Raw genomic sequence first — 17,668 nt, forward strand, 5'->3', positions numbered from 1 at the left:
TCATGTCCGAATCCAGGGCCGTTCTCGAAGGCCCCGACATCCATCGGGCGCTGACCCGGATAGCGCACGAGATCCTCGAGCGCACCAAGGGCGCCGACGAAGTCGTCCTCCTCGGCATCCCCACCCGCGGCGCCACGCTGGCCCGCCGGCTGGGCGACCGGATCGAGCAGTTCGAAGGGGTCAAGATCCCCGTCGGCTCCATCGACATCACCATGTACCGCGACGACCTGCGGCTGAAGCCGGCCCGCCCGCTGGGCCGCACCGAGCTCCCCTCCGACGGCGTCGACGGCAAGATCGTCGTCCTCGTCGACGACGTCCTCTACTCCGGCCGCACGGTCCGCGCCGCGCTCGACGCGCTCAACGACCTCGGCCGCCCCGTCGCCGTCCAGCTCGCCACCCTCGTCGACCGCGGCCACCGCGAGCTGCCCATCCGCGCCGACTACGTCGGCAAGAACCTGCCGACCGCCAAGAGCGAGAAGGTCAAGGTCTTCCTGCAGGAGACCGACGGGCGCGACGCCGTGATCCTGATGAAGGAGGCCGCCAAGTGAACCGGCACCTGATCTCCGCGGGCGACCTCACCAAGGACGACGCGCTGCTCATCCTGGACACCGCCGAGGAGCTGGCCAGGGTCTCGGAACGATCCATCAAGAAGCTGCCCACGCTGCGCGGCCGCACGGTGGTCAACCTGTTCTTCGAGGACTCCACCCGCACCCGCATCTCCTTCGAGGCCGCGGCCAAGCGGCTGTCCGCCGACGTGATCAACTTCTCCGCCAAGGGCTCCAGCGTCTCCAAGGGCGAATCGCTCAAGGACACCGCGCTGACCCTGGAGGCGATGGGCGCCGACGCCGTCGTCATCCGGCACAGCGCCTCGGGCGCCCCGCACCGCCTGGCCAACTGGGTGCACGGCAGCGTGGTCAACGCCGGCGACGGCACCCACGAGCACCCCACCCAGGCGCTGCTCGACGCCTTCTCGATGCGCCGCCGCCTGGGCAACCTCGACGGGCGCAGGATCACGATCGTCGGCGACGTGCTGCACAGCCGGGTGGCCCGCTCCAACGTGCTCCTGCTGCACACCCTCGGCGCCGACGTCACCCTCGTCGCGCCGCCCACGCTGCTGCCGGTCTCCGTCGGCACCTGGCCCTGCGAGGTCTCCTACGACCTCGACGCGGTGCTGGCCAAGTCGGACGTGGTGATGATGCTGCGGGTGCAGAAGGAGCGGATGAACGCCGCCTACTTCCCCAGCGAGCGCGAGTACTCCCGCCGCTACGGCCTCGACCGCGCCCGCTTCGCCAAGATGCCCGACGACGCCATCGTGATGCACCCCGGTCCGATGAACCGGGGCATGGAGATCGCCGCCGAGGTGGCAGACTCCCCGCGCTCGACCATCGTCGAGCAGGTCGCCAACGGGGTGACCATCCGCATGGCCGTGCTGTACCTGCTCCTCGGGGGAGAGATCGCGTGATAATTCGCAACGTACGGATCCTCGGCGGCGAGCCCGCCGACATCCGCGTCCAGGACGGGCTCGTCACCGAGATCGGCCCCGGCCTCCTGGGCGACGACGAGCTCGTCGACGGAGGCGGCGCCATCGCCCTGCCCGGCCTGGTCGACCTGCACACCCACCTGCGCGAGCCCGGCCGGGAGGACGCCGAGACCGTCCAGACCGGCACCCAGTCGGCCGCCCGCGGCGGCTACACCGCCGTGCACGCCATGGCCAACACCTCGCCCGTCGCCGACACCGCCGGCGTGGTCGAGCAGGTCTGGCGGCTCGGCCGTGAGTTCGCCCACTGCGACGTGCAGCCCGTCGGCGCCGTCACCGTCGGCCTGGAGGGCAGGCAGCTCGCCGAACTCGGCGCGATGGCCGACTCCGCCGCCCGGGTCCGCGTCTTCTCCGACGACGGCAAGTGCGTCTCCGACGCGGTGCTCATGCGCCGCGCCCTCGAGTACGTCAAGGCGTTCGACGGCGTCATCGCCCAGCACGCCCAGGAGCCCAGGCTCACCGAGGGCGCGCAGATGAACGAGGGCGACGTCTCCGGCAGGCTCGGCCTGACCGGCTGGCCGGCCGTCGCCGAGGAGGCGATCATCGCCCGCGACTGCCTGCTGGCCGCGCACGTCGGCTCCCGGCTGCACGTCTGCCACGTGTCCACGGCCGGCTCGGTGGAGATCCTGCGCTGGGCCAAGTCCAAGGGCTGGAACGTCACCGCCGAGGTCACCCCGCACCACCTGCTGCTCACCGACGACCTCGTCGAGGACTCGCCGGGCGGCGCCTACAACCCCATCTACAAGGTCAACCCGCCGCTGCGCACCCGCTCCGACGTGGAGGCGCTGCGCGCCGCCCTCGCCGACGGCACGATCGACATCGTCGCCACCGACCACGCACCCCACCCGGTCGAGGACAAGGAGACCGAGTGGTCGGCCGCGGCCATGGGCATGGTCGGCCTGGAGACCGCGCTCAGCGTCGTGCAGGAGGCCATGGTCGAGACCGGGCTGCTCGACTGGGCCGGCGTCGCCGAGCGCATGTCGGCCGCGCCCGCGCGCATCGGCCGCCTGTCCGGTCACGGCCGGCCGATCGAGGCCGGCGCGCCCGCCAACCTCACCCTGTACGACCCGTCCGCCCGCACCGAGGTGGACCCCTCCGCCTTCGCGTCCAAGAGCCGCAACACCCCGTACGCCGGCATGACGCTGCCCGGCCGGGTAGTGGCGACGTTCCTGCGGGGCAAGCCCACCGTTCTCGAAGGGAAGCTGGTGTGACAAATCCCGCGACCGGCGCGGTGCTCGTGCTGGAAGACGGCCGGGCATTCCACGGAACGCCCTACGGCGCCGTCGGCGAGACCTTCGGCGAGATGGTCTTCAACACCGGCATGACCGGCTACCAGGAGACCCTGACCGACCCCTCCTACCATCGCCAGATCGTCGCGATGACCGCCCCGCACATCGGCAACACCGGCGTCAACGACGAGGACCCCGAGTCGGGCCGCGTCTGGGTCGCCGGCTACGTCGTGCGCGAGCCCTCGCGCGTGGTGTCGAGCTGGCGGGCCGACCGCTCGCTCGACGACTACCTCAAGGAGCAGGGCGTCGTCGGCATCGCCATCCCCGGCACCCGCGCGCTCACCCGCCACCTGCGCGAGCGCGGCGCCATGCGGGCCGGCATCTTCACCGCGCCCGCCGAGCCGCTGGAGGACCTCGTCGAGCGGGTCCGGCAGGCGCCCGCCATGGCAGGCGCCGACCTGGCCGCCGAGGTGGCCACCACCGAGCCGTACGTCGTTCCCGCCCTGGGCGCCAAGCGGTTCACGGTCGCGGCCGTGGACCTCGGCATCAAGGGCATGACGCCGCACCGGATGGCCGAGCGCGGCTGCGAGGTGCACGTGCTGCCGGCCACCGCCACGTTCGAGCAGATCATGGCGATCCGGCCGGACGGCGTGTTCCTCTCCAACGGCCCCGGCGACCCCGCCACCGCCGACGTCTCCGCGCTGCGCGCCGTGCTGGAGGCCCGCGTGCCGTTCTTCGGCATCTGCTTCGGCAACCAGCTCTTCGGCCGCGCGCTGGGCCTTTCCACCTACAAGCTGCGCTACGGCCACCGGGGCGTCAACCAGCCCGTCCAGGACGTACGGACGGGCAAGGTGGAGATCTCCGCCCACAACCACGGCTTCGCGGTCGAGGCGCCGCTGGACGGGCCGTTCGACACCCCGTACGGGCCGGCCGAGGTCAGCCACGTCAACCTCAACGACCGCTGCGTCGAAGGGCTGCGGCTGCTCGACGGGCGCGCGTTCAGCGTCCAGTACCACCCCGAGGCGGCCGCGGGCCCGCACGACGCGGCCTATCTGTTCGACGAGTTCTGTGAGGTCATGAGCCGTGCCCAAGCGTGAGGACATCAGGTCGGTCCTGGTGATCGGCTCCGGGCCGATCGTGATCGGACAGGCGTGCGAGTTCGACTACTCCGGCACCCAGGCCTGCCGCGTGCTGCGCGACGAGGGGTTCCGCGTGATCCTCGTCAACAGCAACCCGGCGACGATCATGACGGACCCCGAGTTCGCCGACGCCACCTACGTCGAGCCCATCACCCCCGAATTCGTCGAGAAGATCATCGCCAAGGAGCGACCGGACGCGCTGCTGCCGACGCTGGGCGGCCAGACCGCGCTCAACACCGCGGTCGCGCTGCACGAGGCCGGAGTGCTGGAGCGCTACGACGTCGAGTTGATCGGCGCCGACTTCGACGCCATCCAGGCCGGCGAGAACCGCGAGAAGTTCAAGGAGATCGTCGCCAAGGTCGCCCGCGAGCGCGGCCTCAACGCCGAGTCGGCGCGCTCGGTCGTCTGCCACACGATGGACGAGTGCCTGGCGGCCGTCTCCGAGCTGGGCTATCCGCTGGTGGTGCGGCCGTCGTTCACCATGGGCGGCGTCGGCTCCGGCTTCGCCTACGACGAGACCGACCTGCGGCGCATCGCCGGAGCCGGGCTCGACGCCTCGCCGACCACCGAGGTGCTCCTGGAGGAGTCCATCCTCGGCTGGAAGGAGTACGAGCTCGAGGTCATGCGCGACAGGCACGACAACGTGGTCATCGTCTGCTCCATCGAGAACATCGACCCGATGGGCGTGCACACCGGCGACAGCGTCACCGTCGCCCCGGCGCTGACCCTGACCGACCGCGAGTACCAGAACATGCGCGACGTCGCCATCGCGGTCATCCGCGAGGTCGGCGTCGACACGGGCGGCTGCAACATCCAGTTCGCGGTGGACCCGCGCACCGGACGCATGATCGTCATCGAGATGAACCCGCGCGTGTCCAGGTCGTCCGCCCTGGCCTCGAAGGCCACCGGCTTCCCGATCGCCAAGATCGCCGCCAAGCTGGCCATCGGCTACACGCTCGACGAGATCCCCAACGACATCACCAAGGAGACCCCGGCCTCCTTCGAGCCGACGCTCGACTACATCGTGGTCAAGGTGCCGCGCTTCGCCTTCGAGAAGTTCAAGGGCGCCGACCAGACGCTCACCACGCACATGAAGTCCGTGGGCGAGGCCATGGCCATCGGCCGCTCCTTCTCCGAGGCGCTGCAGAAGGCGCTGCGGTCCCTGGAGAAGAAGGACTCCTCGTTCACCTGGGCGGGCGAGATCGCCGGCAAGCAGGACCTGCTGGCCGCGTGCCGTGTCCCCCACGACGGGCGGCTGCGCACCATGCAGCAGGCCATCAGGGCGGGAGCCGGCGCCGAGGAGCTGTTCGAGGCCACCAGCATCGACCCGTGGTTCCTGGACCAGCTCTTCCTGCTGCACGAGGAGGCGCAGGAGCTCGCCGGCGCGCCTGAGCTGACCGCCGGAGTGCTCCAGCGGGCCAAGCGCCACGGCTTCAGCGATGCGCAGATCGGTGAGATCCGCGGCATCGACGAGGCCCGCGTCCGCGACCTGCGCCACGCGCTGGGCCTGCGGCCCGTCTACAACACCGTCGACACCTGCGCCGCGGAGTTCGCCGCCAAGACCCCCTACCTCTACTCGGCCTACGACGAGGAGAGCGAGGTCCCGTACGGCACCCGGCAGAAGGTCATCATCCTCGGCTCCGGCCCGAACCGCATCGGGCAGGGCATCGAGTTCGACTACGCGTGCGTGCACGCCTCCTTCGAGCTGTCCAGGGCCGGGTTCGAGACCGTCATGGTCAACTGCAACCCCGAGACCGTCTCGACCGACTACGACACCTCCGACCGGCTCTACTTCGAGCCGCTCACGCTGGAGGACGTCCTGGAGGTCGTGCACGCCGAGCAGCAGACCGGCCCGGTCGCGGGCGTCATCGTGCAGCTCGGCGGGCAGACGCCGCTCGGCCTCGCCCAGGCGCTGAAGGACGCCGGGGTGCCCGTCGTCGGCACCTCACCGGAGTCCATCCACCTGGCGGAGGAGCGCGGCGCGTTCGGCCGGGTGCTGGCCGAGGCCGCCCTGCCCGCGCCCAAGCACGGCACCGCCACCACGGTCGCCGAGGCGCTGGCCGTGGCCGAGGACGTCGGCTACCCGGTGCTCGTGCGCCCCTCCTATGTGCTGGGCGGCGCGGGCATGGCCATCGTCTACGACGACGAGACGCTCACCACCTACATGGCGGCCCAGGAGGGCGGCCACCCCGTCCTGGTCGACAAGTTCCTCGACGAGGCCATCGAGATCGACGTGGACGCCCTCTACGACGGCGCCGAGCTCTACCTCGGCGGCGTCATGGAGCACATCGAGGAGGCCGGCATCCACTCCGGCGACTCGGCGTGCGCGCTGCCGCCCATCACGCTCGGCAGCCACGACATCAAGCGCATCCGCGCCGCCACCGAGGCCATCGCCAGCGGCGTCGGCGTGCGCGGCCTGCTGAACGTCCAGTACGCGATGTCGGCCGGTGTCCTGTACGTCCTGGAGGCCAACCCGCGGGCCAGCCGTACGGTGCCGTTCGTGTCCAAGGCGACGGCGGTGCCGCTGGCCAAGGCCGCGGCCCGCGTCATGCTCGGCGCCACGCTCGCCGAGCTGCGCGCCGAGGGCATGCTGCCCGCCACCGGCGACGGCGGCACGCTCCCGCTGGACGCCTCGATCGCGGTCAAGGAGGCGGTGCTGCCGTTCAACCGCTTCCGCGGCGTCGACATCGTGCTGGGGCCGGAGATGCGCTCGACCGGCGAGGTCATGGGCATCGACGAGTTCTTCGGCATCGCCTTCGCCAAGTCCCAGGCGGCCGCCTACGGCGAACTTCCCACCAAGGGACGCGCGTTCGTATCCGTGGCCAACAGGGACAAGCGTGCGATGATCTTCCCTGTGCGGGCGCTCGCCGATCTCGGATTCGAGATCCTCGCCACCGAGGGCACGGCAGAGGTGCTGCGCCGCAACGGCGTCCGTGCCAAGATCGTGCGAAAGCACAGCGAGGGGACCGGTCCCGGAGGTGAGCCCACGAGCGTGCAGTGCATCCTCGACGGCGAGATCGACCTGATCGTCAACACGCCGTTCGGCAGCCCCGGACAGTCGGGGCCGAGGCTCGACGGCTACGACATCCGCACCGCCGCGGTCCTGCGCGGCATCCCGTGCATCACCACCGTCTCGGGGCTCGCCGCCGCGGCGGCGGGCATCCAGGCGATCGTGCGGGGCGATGTCGGCGTACGGTCCCTCCAGGAGCACGCGCAGGCACTACGGGGCTAGCTCCCCCAGGAGGTGAAGCAGACTGGCCGGCACTCCGGTGCAGGTGACAGGCACGGTGCTGACGACGCGCCGCGTCGACGCGTACCATGCGCTGACCGTGGTGGCGCCCGGCATCGCCGAGCGCTACCGCCCCGGCCACTTCGTCTCCGTCGCGGTCGGGGGTGAGCGGACGTCCATGGTGACCCGGCGCGCCCTGTCCATCCACGACGTCAAGTCCGACTACGGAGGCACGGTGGAGCTCGTCTTCACCGTGCGCGGCTCCGGGACCGCCTGGCTCGCCGAGCGCCGCGCCCGCGACACGCTCGACCTGGTCGGGCCGCTCGGCCGCCCCTTCCCGCTGCCGCGCGACCCGGTCCACTGCGTGCTCGTCGGCGCCGAGTACGGCTCCGCGGTGCTGTTCCCGCTGGCCGACGCCCTGCTGGAGCGCGGCTGCCGGGTCGACTTCGTGCTCGGCGGGGCGAGCGCCGACCGCGTGTTCGGCGCCATGCGGGCCCGCCGCATGGCCGAGACCACCACCCTCACGACGGAGGACGGCTCGCTGGGCGTGCGCGGCAAGGTCACCGACGCCCTGCCATCGGTGATCGCCGACACGCGCGCCGACGCCGTCTACGCCTGCGGCCCGATGGAGTCGCTGCGGTCGGTCACGGCGGTGGCGATGGAGTTCGACATCCCGGTGCAGGTGGCGGTGGAGGAGTCGATGGCGTGCGGCATCGGGGTCTGCATGACCTGCGTGCTGCCGGTCATCGGCGACGACGGCGTGACCAGGATGGTCCGGGCGTGCGCGGAGGGGCCGGTGTTCCGGGGGGAGCGGGTGCGCTTCGAGGACGTGGGAACGATCCCGTTCGACGCTCTCGGCGCGCCGGGAGGCGGTGCCCGCCATGCCAGCTGAGGGGTGGTGAGGACTATGTCGGTTGATATGCGTACATTCCTGGCGCATGTGGAGCTGACGAACCCTGTCACCACGGCCGCCGGCTGCGCCGCCTCCGGGCGGGAGCTGGCCCAGTTCTTCGACCTGCACCGGCTGGGCGCCCTGACCACCCGGTCGATCACCATGGCGCCGCGCGCCGGGCGGCCCACGCCCCGGATGGCCGAGACGCCCTCCGGCATGCTCAACGCCGTCGGCCTCCAGGGGCCGGGCATCGACGCCTTCCTGGAGCGGGAACTGCCCTGGCTGGCCCAGCGGGGCATCAAGACCATCGTCTCCATCGGCGGGGGCACCGTCGCCGAATACTCCGAGCTGGCCCGCAGGCTCGCCGACGCGCCCGGCGTCACCGCCCTCGAGGTGAACCTGTCCTGCCCCAACATGGAGGACCGGGGCCGCGTCTTCGCCCGGGAGGGGAGCGCCGCCGCGGAGGTGATCGCCTCCGTGCGGTCCATCATGCGCTACGACGTGCCCGTCGTGGCCAAGCTGGCCCCCGACGTGGCCGACATCGTCTCCGTCGCCAGAGCCTGCGTCGACGCCGGAGCGGACGCCCTGTCCATGATCAACAACCCGCTGGGCATGGCCATCGACACCGAGGCGCTGCGGCCGTCGCTGGCCGCCGTGACCGGCGGGCTGTCCGGCCCCGCCATCCTGCCGCTCGCCGTGCGGTGCGTCTGGCAGGTGCACGCCGCCCTGCCCGGCGTCCCGCTCATCGGCGTCGGCGGCGTGATGAGCGGCCGGGACGCCTTCCAGCTCATCCTGGCGGGCGCCTGCGCGGTCGGTGTCGGCACGGCCCTGTTCCACGACCCGTACGCGTGCCTGCGCATCGAGCGCGAGCTCGAGGACCTGCTGCAGGCGCGCGGCTTCCACCGCCTGGCCGACGCCGTCGGCCTGGCCCACCGCCCGCCGGGCAGTGCCCCACGGCACCTGCTCGTCGACTCCGAGGAGAGCACGCCTTGACGCCCGCACCCATCGCCGTCGCCCTCGACGCCCCCGATCTGGAGACCGCCGCCAGGTGGGCCGGGCTGGTGACCCCGCACGTCAGCACGGTGAAGGTGGGCCTGGAGCTCTACCTGCGCTACGGGCCCGACGTGATCGCCTCCGTCCGCGGAGCCAGCGGAGTCCGGGTCTTCCTCGACCTCAAGCTGCACGACATCCCCAACACCGTCTCCGGCGCCGCCAAGGCCGTCGCACGCCTGCGCCCCGCCATCCTCACCGTGCACGCCTCCGGCGGCCCAGCGATGATCAAGGCGGCCGTCGAGGCCGCGCCCCACACCCAGATCGCCGCGGTCACCGTGCTGACCTCCCTGTCCGAGGCGGACCTCGGCCGCATCGGCATCGCCGGGGCCGCCGACGACGCGGTCCGCCGTCTGGCCGCCATGTCCGTCGAGGCCGGCGTCACCGCCCTGGTCTGCTCCCCGAACGAGGTGTCGGCCGTCCGCGCGGAGGTGGGGCCGGGCATCACGCTCATCACCCCCGGCGTGCGGCCCCCCGGCACGGACAGCCAGGACCAGGCCCGCGTGGCGACCCCGGAGCAGGCCATGGCGGACGGCGCCGACCTTCTGGTCATCGGCCGGCCCATCACCGGCTCCCCGGACCCTGGCGCGGCCGCGGCGGCCATCGCGGCGTCCCTGCGCCGCACCAGCCACGCCTGAGAGGCGTTCCCCTGTGACCTCACGGCGGCCGGTGGATCAGGGCTTCGCGGTGGCAGGCTTCATGGCGCCCGGCGTCGTCGCCGCCCCCTCTTCCCGCTGCCGGATCTCGCGCCCCCAGCTTGGTCATGCGAGCCGGGTCCGCACAGCGGCCGGCTGACGCCGCGGCCATCCTCACGCCACCCGTGTGCCTCGCTCGGCCGGACGGGTGGACTCGCGCCGTACTTTGTGCGGGTTTGTGAGGAATGTGCCCACGCGCGCTTTATGTCTTGAATGTGTGTCGCGTTCGATTTGTATGGGTCTGGGGGTTAATGCATCTTCTTGGCTATGCGCTCGCGCGAAAAGCCGGTGCGGGCCTGGCTGTGGAGGCCGGGTCGCGACCGCCCGAGCGAAGGCGTCGCGGGTCGTGTCCGGCCCGCCCGCGCCGTACCGGCCGAGGGTTACGGACACAGGTCAGCCCTGCTTTCGGACATGCGGCGCGTGCCCTCACATGATCATCGTAGCGCCCTCCGAACGTGCGGCGCGCACGGCGAAGAAGTGGGAAGTGAGGGCGATTTGATCAGCAGAAGGTGATTTTACCATCACGCAGAGTGATGAAGTGGACTTTGTGGCGAGAGAAACCGCTCTTGACGTTGCTTAGGGGCCGATGACCAGCTAGTTTCCCTTCCCGTCCGAGTACATCGACAGAAATTCGAGGTGACCCGGCGTGGCTCTTCCTCCCCTGACCCCTGAGCAGCGCGCCGCAGCCCTGGAGAAGGCTGCCAAGGCCCGTAAAGAGCGTGCCGAGGTCAAGAACCGGCTCAAGCATGGCGCGGTTTCTCTGGCTGAGGTGCTCAAGGATGGGCAGACCGACGACGTCATCGGCAAGATGAAGGTGTCGGCATTGTTGGAATCGCTCCCCGGCGTGGGCAAGGTCCGCGCCAAGCAGCTCATGGAGCGTCTTGCCATCGCCGAGTCCCGCCGCGTGCGGGGTCTCGGCGCGAACCAGAGGGCTTCCCTCGAGCGCGAGTTCGGTGGCAACGAGAGCTAATCTCGGTTCCACACGAAAACGCTGGTTCAACGGGGGGTAGGAAGTGACCGACAGGTCCTGGTCCGGCAGTGTAAGGGCCCACGAGGCAGTCGGAACGGGCATGCGAGTCGGCGGCTTCCTCCCCTCGGACGACAGACGCCTGACGGTCCTATCCGGGCCGTCAGGCGTCGGCAAGTCCACAGTCGTCGCCGAGATCCGGCGGGCACATCCCGAGGTGTGGCTGTCGGTCTCGGTGACCACCAGGAGGCCCCGGCCCGGCGAGGTGCACGGGCTGCACTACTTCTTCGTCGACGGCGAGGAGTTCGACCGGCTCGTGGCGCAGGGCGAGCTGCTCGAGTGGGCGGAGTTCGCGGGCAACCGCTACGGCACGCCGCGCCAGGCCGTGCTGGACCGGCTCGCCAAGGGCGTGCCGACCCTGCTGGAGATCGATCTCGAGGGTGCGAGGCAGGTGCGGCGCAGCATGCCGGAGGCGCTGCTCGTGTTCCTGAAGCCGCCGAGCTGGGAAGAGCTGGAGAATCGGCTGCGCGGCCGGGGGACCGAGCCGGAGGACGTCATCGCCAGGCGCCTGGAGGCGGGGCGGATCGAGATGGCGGCCGAGCAGGAGTTCGACCTCACGCTGGTCAACACGGATGTGAAGGACGTGTGCCGGCGGCTGATAGCCTTGATGACTGACCCTCAGGGGGTCACGACATCCACCAACCGAGAGGTCTGACAATCGTGGCAGGAATTGCCCCGGTCGCTGAGGGGATCACCAACCCGCCGATCGACGCGCTGCTCGACATCGTCGACAGCAAATACTCCCTGGTGATCATGGGTGCCAAGCGGGCACGTCAGATCAACGCCTACTACTCCCAGCTCGGCGAGGGCCTGCTGGAGTACGTCGGGCCGCTGGTCGAGACGCACGCCCAGGAGAAGCCGCTGTCCATCGCGCTGCGCGAGGTCGCCGAGGGCCTGCTCAACGCCGAGCCCATCGAAGGCGCGGCCTGACCCCTTCGATGAAGGTCGTCCTGGGTGTCAGCGGCGGCATCGCCGCATACAAGGCCTGTGAGCTGCTTCGTCTGTTCACCGAGTCAGGGCACACCGTGCGGGTCGTCCCGACCCGTGAGGCCCTGCGTTTCGTGGGCGAGCCCACCTGGGCCGCCCTGTCGGGGAATCCGGTGGCGACCGACGTGTGGGACGACGTGCACGAGGTGCCCCACGTACGGATCGGCCAGACGGCCGACCTCGTCGTGGTGGCCCCGGCGACGGCCGACATCCTGGCCAAGGCCGCCCACGGGCTCGCCGGAGACCTGCTGACCAACACGCTGCTGACCGCGCGCTGTCCGGTGGTGTTCGCGCCCGCGATGCACACCGAGATGTGGCAGCATCCCGCCACCCGCGCCAACGTCGCGACACTGCGCGAGCGCGGCACCGTCGTGATCGACCCCGCGGTGGGCCGGCTCACCGGCGCCGACACCGGCCCGGGCCGCCTGCCCGACCCCGCCGAGATCTTCCAGGTCTGCCTGCGCGCGCTGAGCGGCCGGCCGCTCGACCTGGCCGGGCTGAAGGTCGTCGTCTCCGCGGGAGGCACCCGCGAGGCCATCGACCCCGTACGCTTCATCGGCAATCGCTCGTCCGGCCTGCAGGGATACGCCCTGGCGCGCACCGCCGTCGCAAGGGGCGCCCAGGTGACCCTGGTCACCGCGAACGTCGCGCTGCCCGACCCGGCCGGCGCCACGGTGGTGCGGGTCGAGTCCACGGCCGAGTTGCGCGAGGCGGTGCTCACCGCCTCCGGCGACGCCGACGTGGTCGTCATGGCCGCCGCCGTGGCCGACTTCCGGCCCGCCCTCCGCCACGATGCCAAGATCAAGAAGAAGGATGGCGCCCCTGAGCCCATCCAGCTCACGAAAAATCCCGACATCCTGGCCGAGCTGGGGGAGCGCCGCAAGGCCGCCGTGCCCGGCGCGCGCCCGCGGGTGATCGTCGGGTTCGCGGCGGAGACCCACGACGTGCTCGCCAACGGCCAGGCCAAGCTCGCCGGCAAGGGATGCGACCTGCTCGTGGTCAACCAGGTCGGTGAACACCTCGCCTTCGGCACCCCGGACAACGCGGCCACCGTGCTCGTCGCGGGAGGCGATCCGATCGAGGTGCCGCGCGGGCCCAAGGAGGACGTGGCCGACGCCGTCTGGGACGCGGTCGCGACCCGTCTGCCCTGAACCCACCGGGACCGGAGCGCGGCGCATTCCCTGAGGCGGGATGTGGCGCGCATCCCCTGACGCGGCGGTTTCGCGCCGGCCGCTGACTGTTCGTCCGGGGCCGCCTGCCCATGCCGATCTCCCCTGCCGCCGCGCCGGCACGCCCGCGAAGGCCGCCGGGGTGTCCGGACGGCCTGTCGCGGGGGCGTACAGGAGGCTTACCGGGCAGGTTGATTACCCGATCAGCTGTTGCGGCATATCCCTACGCCTACGGATACTTGGGGCAAAGGGGGACGGTATGCCAGTGAATGCTGCTGTCAGGGACCGTTGCAGGACAGTGCTGGGCCATCAGGGGGCGATCCGCTATGTCTTTCCCGCGCTGTCCGTCGGGCCGCCCGGAGCGGCCAATTTCCTGATCGTGGTCACCGACCTGGCCGTATCCGTACTCGCCACCAGGATGCTGAGGAACGACCGGCCGGTCTCGGTCCACGCGACCTTCCCCCGTCAGACCCGGCTCGGGCCGATCATGCAGGCGCCTGGGCCGGTCATCGAGTTGGGGAGCATGGTGTTCGAGTTCGACGACGAGTACGCCGCCGTGGTGGCCGCCGCGGACGCCGAGGTGTTCGCGCCGGAGACGCTCCCGCCCGATCCGCTGCCTCACCTCTGACGCGCGCCACGCGGACGGTTTCGCGACCTGGCGCCGGGTAGGGCTAGACTTCGGCGAGGCTCTGGCGTGTCAATCCGTCCTGAGCCCCAAATCCGTCAGCAGCCGCTGCATGAGGAGCCACTGAGTTGTCACGTCGCCTGTTCACCTCCGAGTCGGTCACCGAGGGCCACCCGGACAAGATCGCCGACCAGATCAGTGACGCGATTCTCGACACCATGCTCAAGGACGACCCCAAGAGCCGGGTCGCCGTCGAGACGATGATCACTACCGGCCAGGTCCATGTCGCAGGCGAGGTCACGACCGAGACCTACGTCGACATTCCCGGCGTCATCCGGGAGAAGATCCTGGAGATCGGTTACGACGCCTCCCACAAGGGCTTCGACGGCGCCTCCTGTGGCGTGTCGGTGTCCATCGGGGCGCAGTCGCCCGACATCGCCCAGGGCGTCGACGACGCCTACGAGCACCGGGTCGACGGTGACGGCGACGAGCTCGACCGCCAGGGGGCGGGCGACCAGGGCCTGATGTTCGGCTACGCCTGCCGCGAGACGCCCGAGCTGATGCCGCTGCCGATCACCCTCGCGCACCGGCTGGCGCAGCGCCTGTCCGCGGTCCGCAAGTCCGGCACCGTCCCCTACCTGCGGCCCGACGGCAAGACCCAGGTCACCATCGAGTACGACGGCGACCGCCCGGTCCGCCTCGACACCGTGGTCGTCTCCACGCAGCACGCCGCCGAGATCGACCTCAAGGAGATGCTGACGCCCGACATCAAGGAGCACGTGGTCGACCCCGTGCTCGCGGGCCTCGACATCGAGACCGAGGGCTACCGCCTGCTGGTCAACCCGACCGGCCGCTTCGAGATCGGCGGCCCGATGGGCGACGCCGGCCTCACCGGCCGCAAGATCATCATCGACACCTACGGCGGCATGGCCCGCCACGGCGGCGGCGCCTTCTCCGGCAAGGACCCGTCCAAGGTCGACCGCTCGGCGGCTTACGCCATGCGCTGGGTCGCCAAGAACGTCGTGGCGGCCGGCCTCGCCGACCGCTGCGAGGTCCAGGTCGCCTACGCCATCGGCAAGGCCCAGCCGGTCGGCCTGTTCGTCGAGTGCTTCGGCACCGAGAAGGTGACGGTGGAGAAGATCCAGGCCGCCGTCCTCCAGGTCTTCGATCTGCGTCCGGCCGCGATCATCCGCGACCTCGACCTGCTGCGGCCCATCTACTCCGAGACGGCCGCCTACGGTCACTTCGGCCGCGAGGGCTTCTCCTGGGAGTCCACGGACCGCGCCGAGGCGCTCAGGTCCGCCGCCGGTCTGTGACATGAGCTAGCTGACGGATGCCGCATCTCGTTTTTGAGATGCGGCATCCGCGCATTTCTGGCTTCCTGGCTGAGCGGTGTCCATGTGCGCCGTGGGCCATACGGCTTCGTGCGTGGTCGGGTGCCGATGCCGACGTTCCGGCTCGTGGGGTTCGCAGGTCGGGCGGGCCCCTCGCCAGGTGACGGTACGGGCTGTCGCCTGAAGGAGGCCGGAGGGGGCAGCGCGGCATGTGCGGGGGTCACGTCTGGTAGACGTAATGCGTGACCCACTCCGACGACGCTCTCCTGCCGCTGGACGCCGTGCGGCCCCCGATGTCGTCGAAGAACACCAAGGGAGCCGTGGTCCCGGCGCCCGAGCTGCCGGTGGCCAGGGTGGCGGTGGACAATCCGCTGCCCCACCTCGACCGGCCCTTCGACTACCTGGTGCCCGCCTCCATGCACGAGACGGCCGGGCCGGGGGTCCGGGTCCGGGTGCGGTTCGCGGGCAAGCTGGTCGACGGCTTCGTGCTGGAGCGGGCCGAGCACAGCGACCACACCGGCAAGCTGACTCCGCTCGAACGCGTCGTGTCGCCCGAGCGGGTGCTGACCCCGGAGATCGCCGACCTGGCCAGGGCGGTGGCCGACCGCTACGCCGGCACCCTCGCCGACGTGCTGCGCCTGGCCGTCCCCCCGCGGCACGCCAGGACCGAGTCGGCCACCCGCCCCGCCGGCTCCCCGGTCGCCGCCGCACCGGCCCCGGTGTCGCAGCAGGGTGCCTCCTCGACGCCGTCGGCGGAACCCGCACCGGACACCGGGCCGCCGCTCGCCCATGCGGCATCGGGGCGCGCCGCCGCCCGGGCGCGGACGTACGTGGAAGCGCCGCAAGCACCGGAGCAGGCGAGACCGGAGCAGGAGGACGTGCCGGCGACGTCCGAGCCGGAACAGCCCCAGGAGAGGACCGAGCCGAGCGTGGCCGAGCCGGTCGGGGGAGAGGAGCTTGCCGGTCATGAGCCGGCGGTGGCCGAGCGGCCGGGCGGGGAGGCCCGAGAGGACGCCGGGGCCGGGCATGAGGCGGCGGTCGCCGAGGGCGGTGCCGGACGGCGCGCCGAGGAGATCGACGCCGGCGCGTGGGCGGACTATCCGATGGGGCCCTCGTTCCTCGACGCGCTGCGCCACGGCAGGACGGCGAGGGCCGTGTGGTCGGCGCTGCCGGGGGGCGCGGGCTGGGCGGTGGCCATGGCCGAGGCGGTGCGGGCGACCCTGGAAGGGGGCAAGGGCGCGCTCGTCGTCGTACCCGACGGCAAGGACGTGGCGCTGCTCGACGCGGAGCTCAGCCGGGCGCTGGGAAGCGGGCGGCATGTCGCGCTCACCGCGGATCTCGGCCCGGCGGAGCGCTACCGGCGGTGGCTGAGCGTCCTGAGAGGCCAGGTGCGGGCCGTAGCCGGTACGAGGGCCGCCATGTTCGCGCCGGTGTCCGGGCTCGGCCTGGTGGCGATCTGGGACGACGGCGACGACCTGCACGCGGAACGCCTGGCCCCCTACCCGCACGCCCGCGAGGTGCTCGGCGTCAGAGCGCATCGGGCCGGCGCGGCGATGCTGATCGGCGGCTACGCACGCACGGCCGAGGCGACCCAGCTCATCGCCTCCCGCTGGGCCAGGCCCATCGTGGCGGCCCGCCAGACGATCAGGGACCGCGCGCCGCGCGTGCGGCCGGCCGGTGAGGACGCCGAGCTGGCCAAGGACCAGGCGGCGCGCGCTGCGAGGTTGCCCAGCCTGGCCTGGCGGGCGCTGCGTCAAGGGCTGGAGGAGGGGCCGGTGCTGGTCCAGGTGCCCCGGCGCGGATATCTCCCCGCCCTGGCCTGCCAGCACTGCCGCACCGCCGCCCGCTGCGCGCAGCCGCCCACCCGTACGGGTCTCACGATGGGCCCGCCGGTCGAGGACACCCAGCCGGACGACGGCTCCCCGCACCGGCCCGGGATGCTCTGCCATGGCCCGCTGGCGCTGCGAGCCGGGCACACGGCGCCCTACTGCCGCTGGTGCGGCCGGGTGGACGCCGCCTGGAAGTGCCGGCACTGCGGCAGCCCGAGGCTGCGGGCCGTGGTCGTGGGCGCCCGCCGCACCGCCGAGGAGCTCGGCAGGGCCTTCCCCTCCGTGCAGGTGCGCACGTCGGGGCGCGACGGGGTGCTGGCCACCGTGCCGGCGGGCAGGTCGCTGGTCGTGGCCACGCCGGGGGCCGAACCCGTGGCCGAGGACGGCTACGCCGCCGCCGTGCTGCTCGACGGGTGGGCGCTGCTCGGGCGGGCCGATCTGCGATCCGGCGAGGAGGCGGTGCGCCGGTGGATGAACGCCGCCGCCCTGGTCAGGCCCGGCGGCGAGCTGGTGGTGCTCGCCGATGCCGCGTTGCCGGCCGTACAGGCGCTGCTGCGGTGGGATCCCGTCACGCACGCCGAGCGCGAGCTCGCCGACCGGGCGGAGCTGGGATTCCCGCCCGCGGTGCGGATGGCGACGCTCACCGGGACGGCCGCGGCGGTGCGGCAGATGCTGGGCGAGACGCGGCTGCCGGAGGAGGCGCAGGTGCTCGGGCCGGTGCCGGTGGACGACTCCGGGCAGGAACGTGCCATGATCCGGACCCCGCGAGGAGGAGGAGCGGCGCTGGCCGCCGCGCTCAAGGGGGCCAGCGGGGTGCGTGCGGCGAGAAAGACGCCAGATGTCGTGAGGGTATGTGTCGACCCGCTCGACCTGATTTAGCCTGTTTCCCCGATTCGCTCATCTGTAAGCCAGCCGTTAGCGTGCCC

15 protein-coding genes are annotated in these 17,668 nt (G+C 71.7%); all 15 read left to right on the plus strand.

Going from position 1 to position 17,668, the window contains the following annotated elements:
• Positions 1 to 2 precede the first annotated feature (2 nt).
• The 15 genes from pyrR (at position 3) to V5E28_RS22945 (ending at position 17,621) form a co-directional block, all read left to right on the plus strand.
• On the plus strand, positions 3 to 548 hold the full coding sequence (gene pyrR / locus V5E28_RS22875) for a bifunctional pyr operon transcriptional regulator/uracil phosphoribosyltransferase PyrR (RefSeq protein WP_336209071.1): 546 nt from the start codon (positions 3 to 5) through the stop codon (positions 546 to 548).
• Positions 545 to 1,462: an aspartate carbamoyltransferase catalytic subunit gene (locus V5E28_RS22880; protein ID WP_336209072.1), complete on the plus strand. Its 918-nt coding sequence runs from the start codon at positions 545 to 547 to the stop codon at positions 1,460 to 1,462. Before pyrR ends, V5E28_RS22880 begins: the two co-directional genes overlap by 4 nt.
• Complete coding sequence (locus V5E28_RS22885; protein ID WP_336209073.1) at positions 1,459 to 2,748, plus strand: dihydroorotase; 1,290 nt, start codon at positions 1,459 to 1,461, stop codon at positions 2,746 to 2,748. Before V5E28_RS22880 ends, V5E28_RS22885 begins: the two co-directional genes overlap by 4 nt.
• Positions 2,745 to 3,863 (plus strand): glutamine-hydrolyzing carbamoyl-phosphate synthase small subunit, encoded by a 1,119-nt coding sequence (gene carA, locus V5E28_RS22890; protein ID WP_336209074.1) that lies wholly within the window; start codon positions 2,745 to 2,747, stop codon positions 3,861 to 3,863. Before V5E28_RS22885 ends, carA begins: the two co-directional genes overlap by 4 nt.
• Positions 3,850 to 7,137 carry a carbamoyl-phosphate synthase large subunit gene (gene carB / locus V5E28_RS22895; RefSeq protein ID WP_336209075.1) on the plus strand — a complete coding sequence of 1,096 codons (3,288 nt, stop codon included), beginning with the start codon at positions 3,850 to 3,852 and terminating at the stop codon, positions 7,135 to 7,137. The genes carA and carB overlap by 14 nt, the downstream gene beginning before the upstream one ends.
• A gap of 22 nt (positions 7,138 to 7,159) precedes the next feature.
• Positions 7,160 to 8,026 carry a dihydroorotate dehydrogenase electron transfer subunit gene (locus V5E28_RS22900; protein ID WP_336209208.1) on the plus strand — a complete coding sequence of 289 codons (867 nt, stop codon included), beginning with the start codon at positions 7,160 to 7,162 and terminating at the stop codon, positions 8,024 to 8,026.
• A gap of 15 nt (positions 8,027 to 8,041) precedes the next feature.
• Complete coding sequence (locus V5E28_RS22905; protein WP_336209076.1) at positions 8,042 to 9,019, plus strand: dihydroorotate dehydrogenase; 978 nt, start codon at positions 8,042 to 8,044, stop codon at positions 9,017 to 9,019.
• Positions 9,016 to 9,714 (plus strand): orotidine-5'-phosphate decarboxylase, encoded by a 699-nt coding sequence (pyrF, locus tag V5E28_RS22910; RefSeq protein ID WP_336209077.1) that lies wholly within the window; start codon positions 9,016 to 9,018, stop codon positions 9,712 to 9,714. Before V5E28_RS22905 ends, pyrF begins: the two co-directional genes overlap by 4 nt.
• A 703-nt stretch (positions 9,715 to 10,417) precedes the next feature.
• Positions 10,418 to 10,741 (plus strand): integration host factor, actinobacterial type, encoded by a 324-nt coding sequence (gene mihF, locus V5E28_RS22915; RefSeq protein WP_020541698.1) that lies wholly within the window; start codon positions 10,418 to 10,420, stop codon positions 10,739 to 10,741.
• Between the two features lie 100 nt (positions 10,742 to 10,841).
• Entirely contained in the window at positions 10,842 to 11,453 is a 612-nt protein-coding gene (gene gmk / locus V5E28_RS22920) for a guanylate kinase (protein WP_336209078.1), read from the plus strand.
• Positions 11,454 to 11,458: 5 nt separating this feature from the next.
• Complete coding sequence (gene rpoZ, locus V5E28_RS22925; protein ID WP_336209079.1) at positions 11,459 to 11,728, plus strand: DNA-directed RNA polymerase subunit omega; 270 nt, start codon at positions 11,459 to 11,461, stop codon at positions 11,726 to 11,728.
• Positions 11,729 to 11,736: 8 nt separating this feature from the next.
• Positions 11,737 to 12,936: a bifunctional phosphopantothenoylcysteine decarboxylase/phosphopantothenate--cysteine ligase CoaBC gene (coaBC, locus tag V5E28_RS22930; protein ID WP_336209080.1), complete on the plus strand. Its 1,200-nt coding sequence runs from the start codon at positions 11,737 to 11,739 to the stop codon at positions 12,934 to 12,936.
• A 316-nt stretch (positions 12,937 to 13,252) separates the two neighbouring features.
• Positions 13,253 to 13,582: a hypothetical protein gene (locus V5E28_RS22935; RefSeq protein WP_336209081.1), complete on the plus strand. Its 330-nt coding sequence runs from the start codon at positions 13,253 to 13,255 to the stop codon at positions 13,580 to 13,582.
• A 125-nt stretch (positions 13,583 to 13,707) separates the two neighbouring features.
• Positions 13,708 to 14,895: a methionine adenosyltransferase gene (gene metK / locus V5E28_RS22940; protein WP_336209082.1), complete on the plus strand. Its 1,188-nt coding sequence runs from the start codon at positions 13,708 to 13,710 to the stop codon at positions 14,893 to 14,895.
• 260 nt (positions 14,896 to 15,155) lie between these two features.
• Positions 15,156 to 17,621: a primosomal protein N' gene (locus V5E28_RS22945; protein WP_442945855.1), complete on the plus strand. Its 2,466-nt coding sequence runs from the start codon at positions 15,156 to 15,158 to the stop codon at positions 17,619 to 17,621.
• The last annotated feature ends 47 nt before the right edge of the window (positions 17,622 to 17,668 follow it).

The organism is Nonomuraea sp. LPB2021202275-12-8, from assembly GCF_037044575.1.
GTDB lineage: Bacteria > Actinomycetota > Actinomycetes > Streptosporangiales > Streptosporangiaceae > Nonomuraea.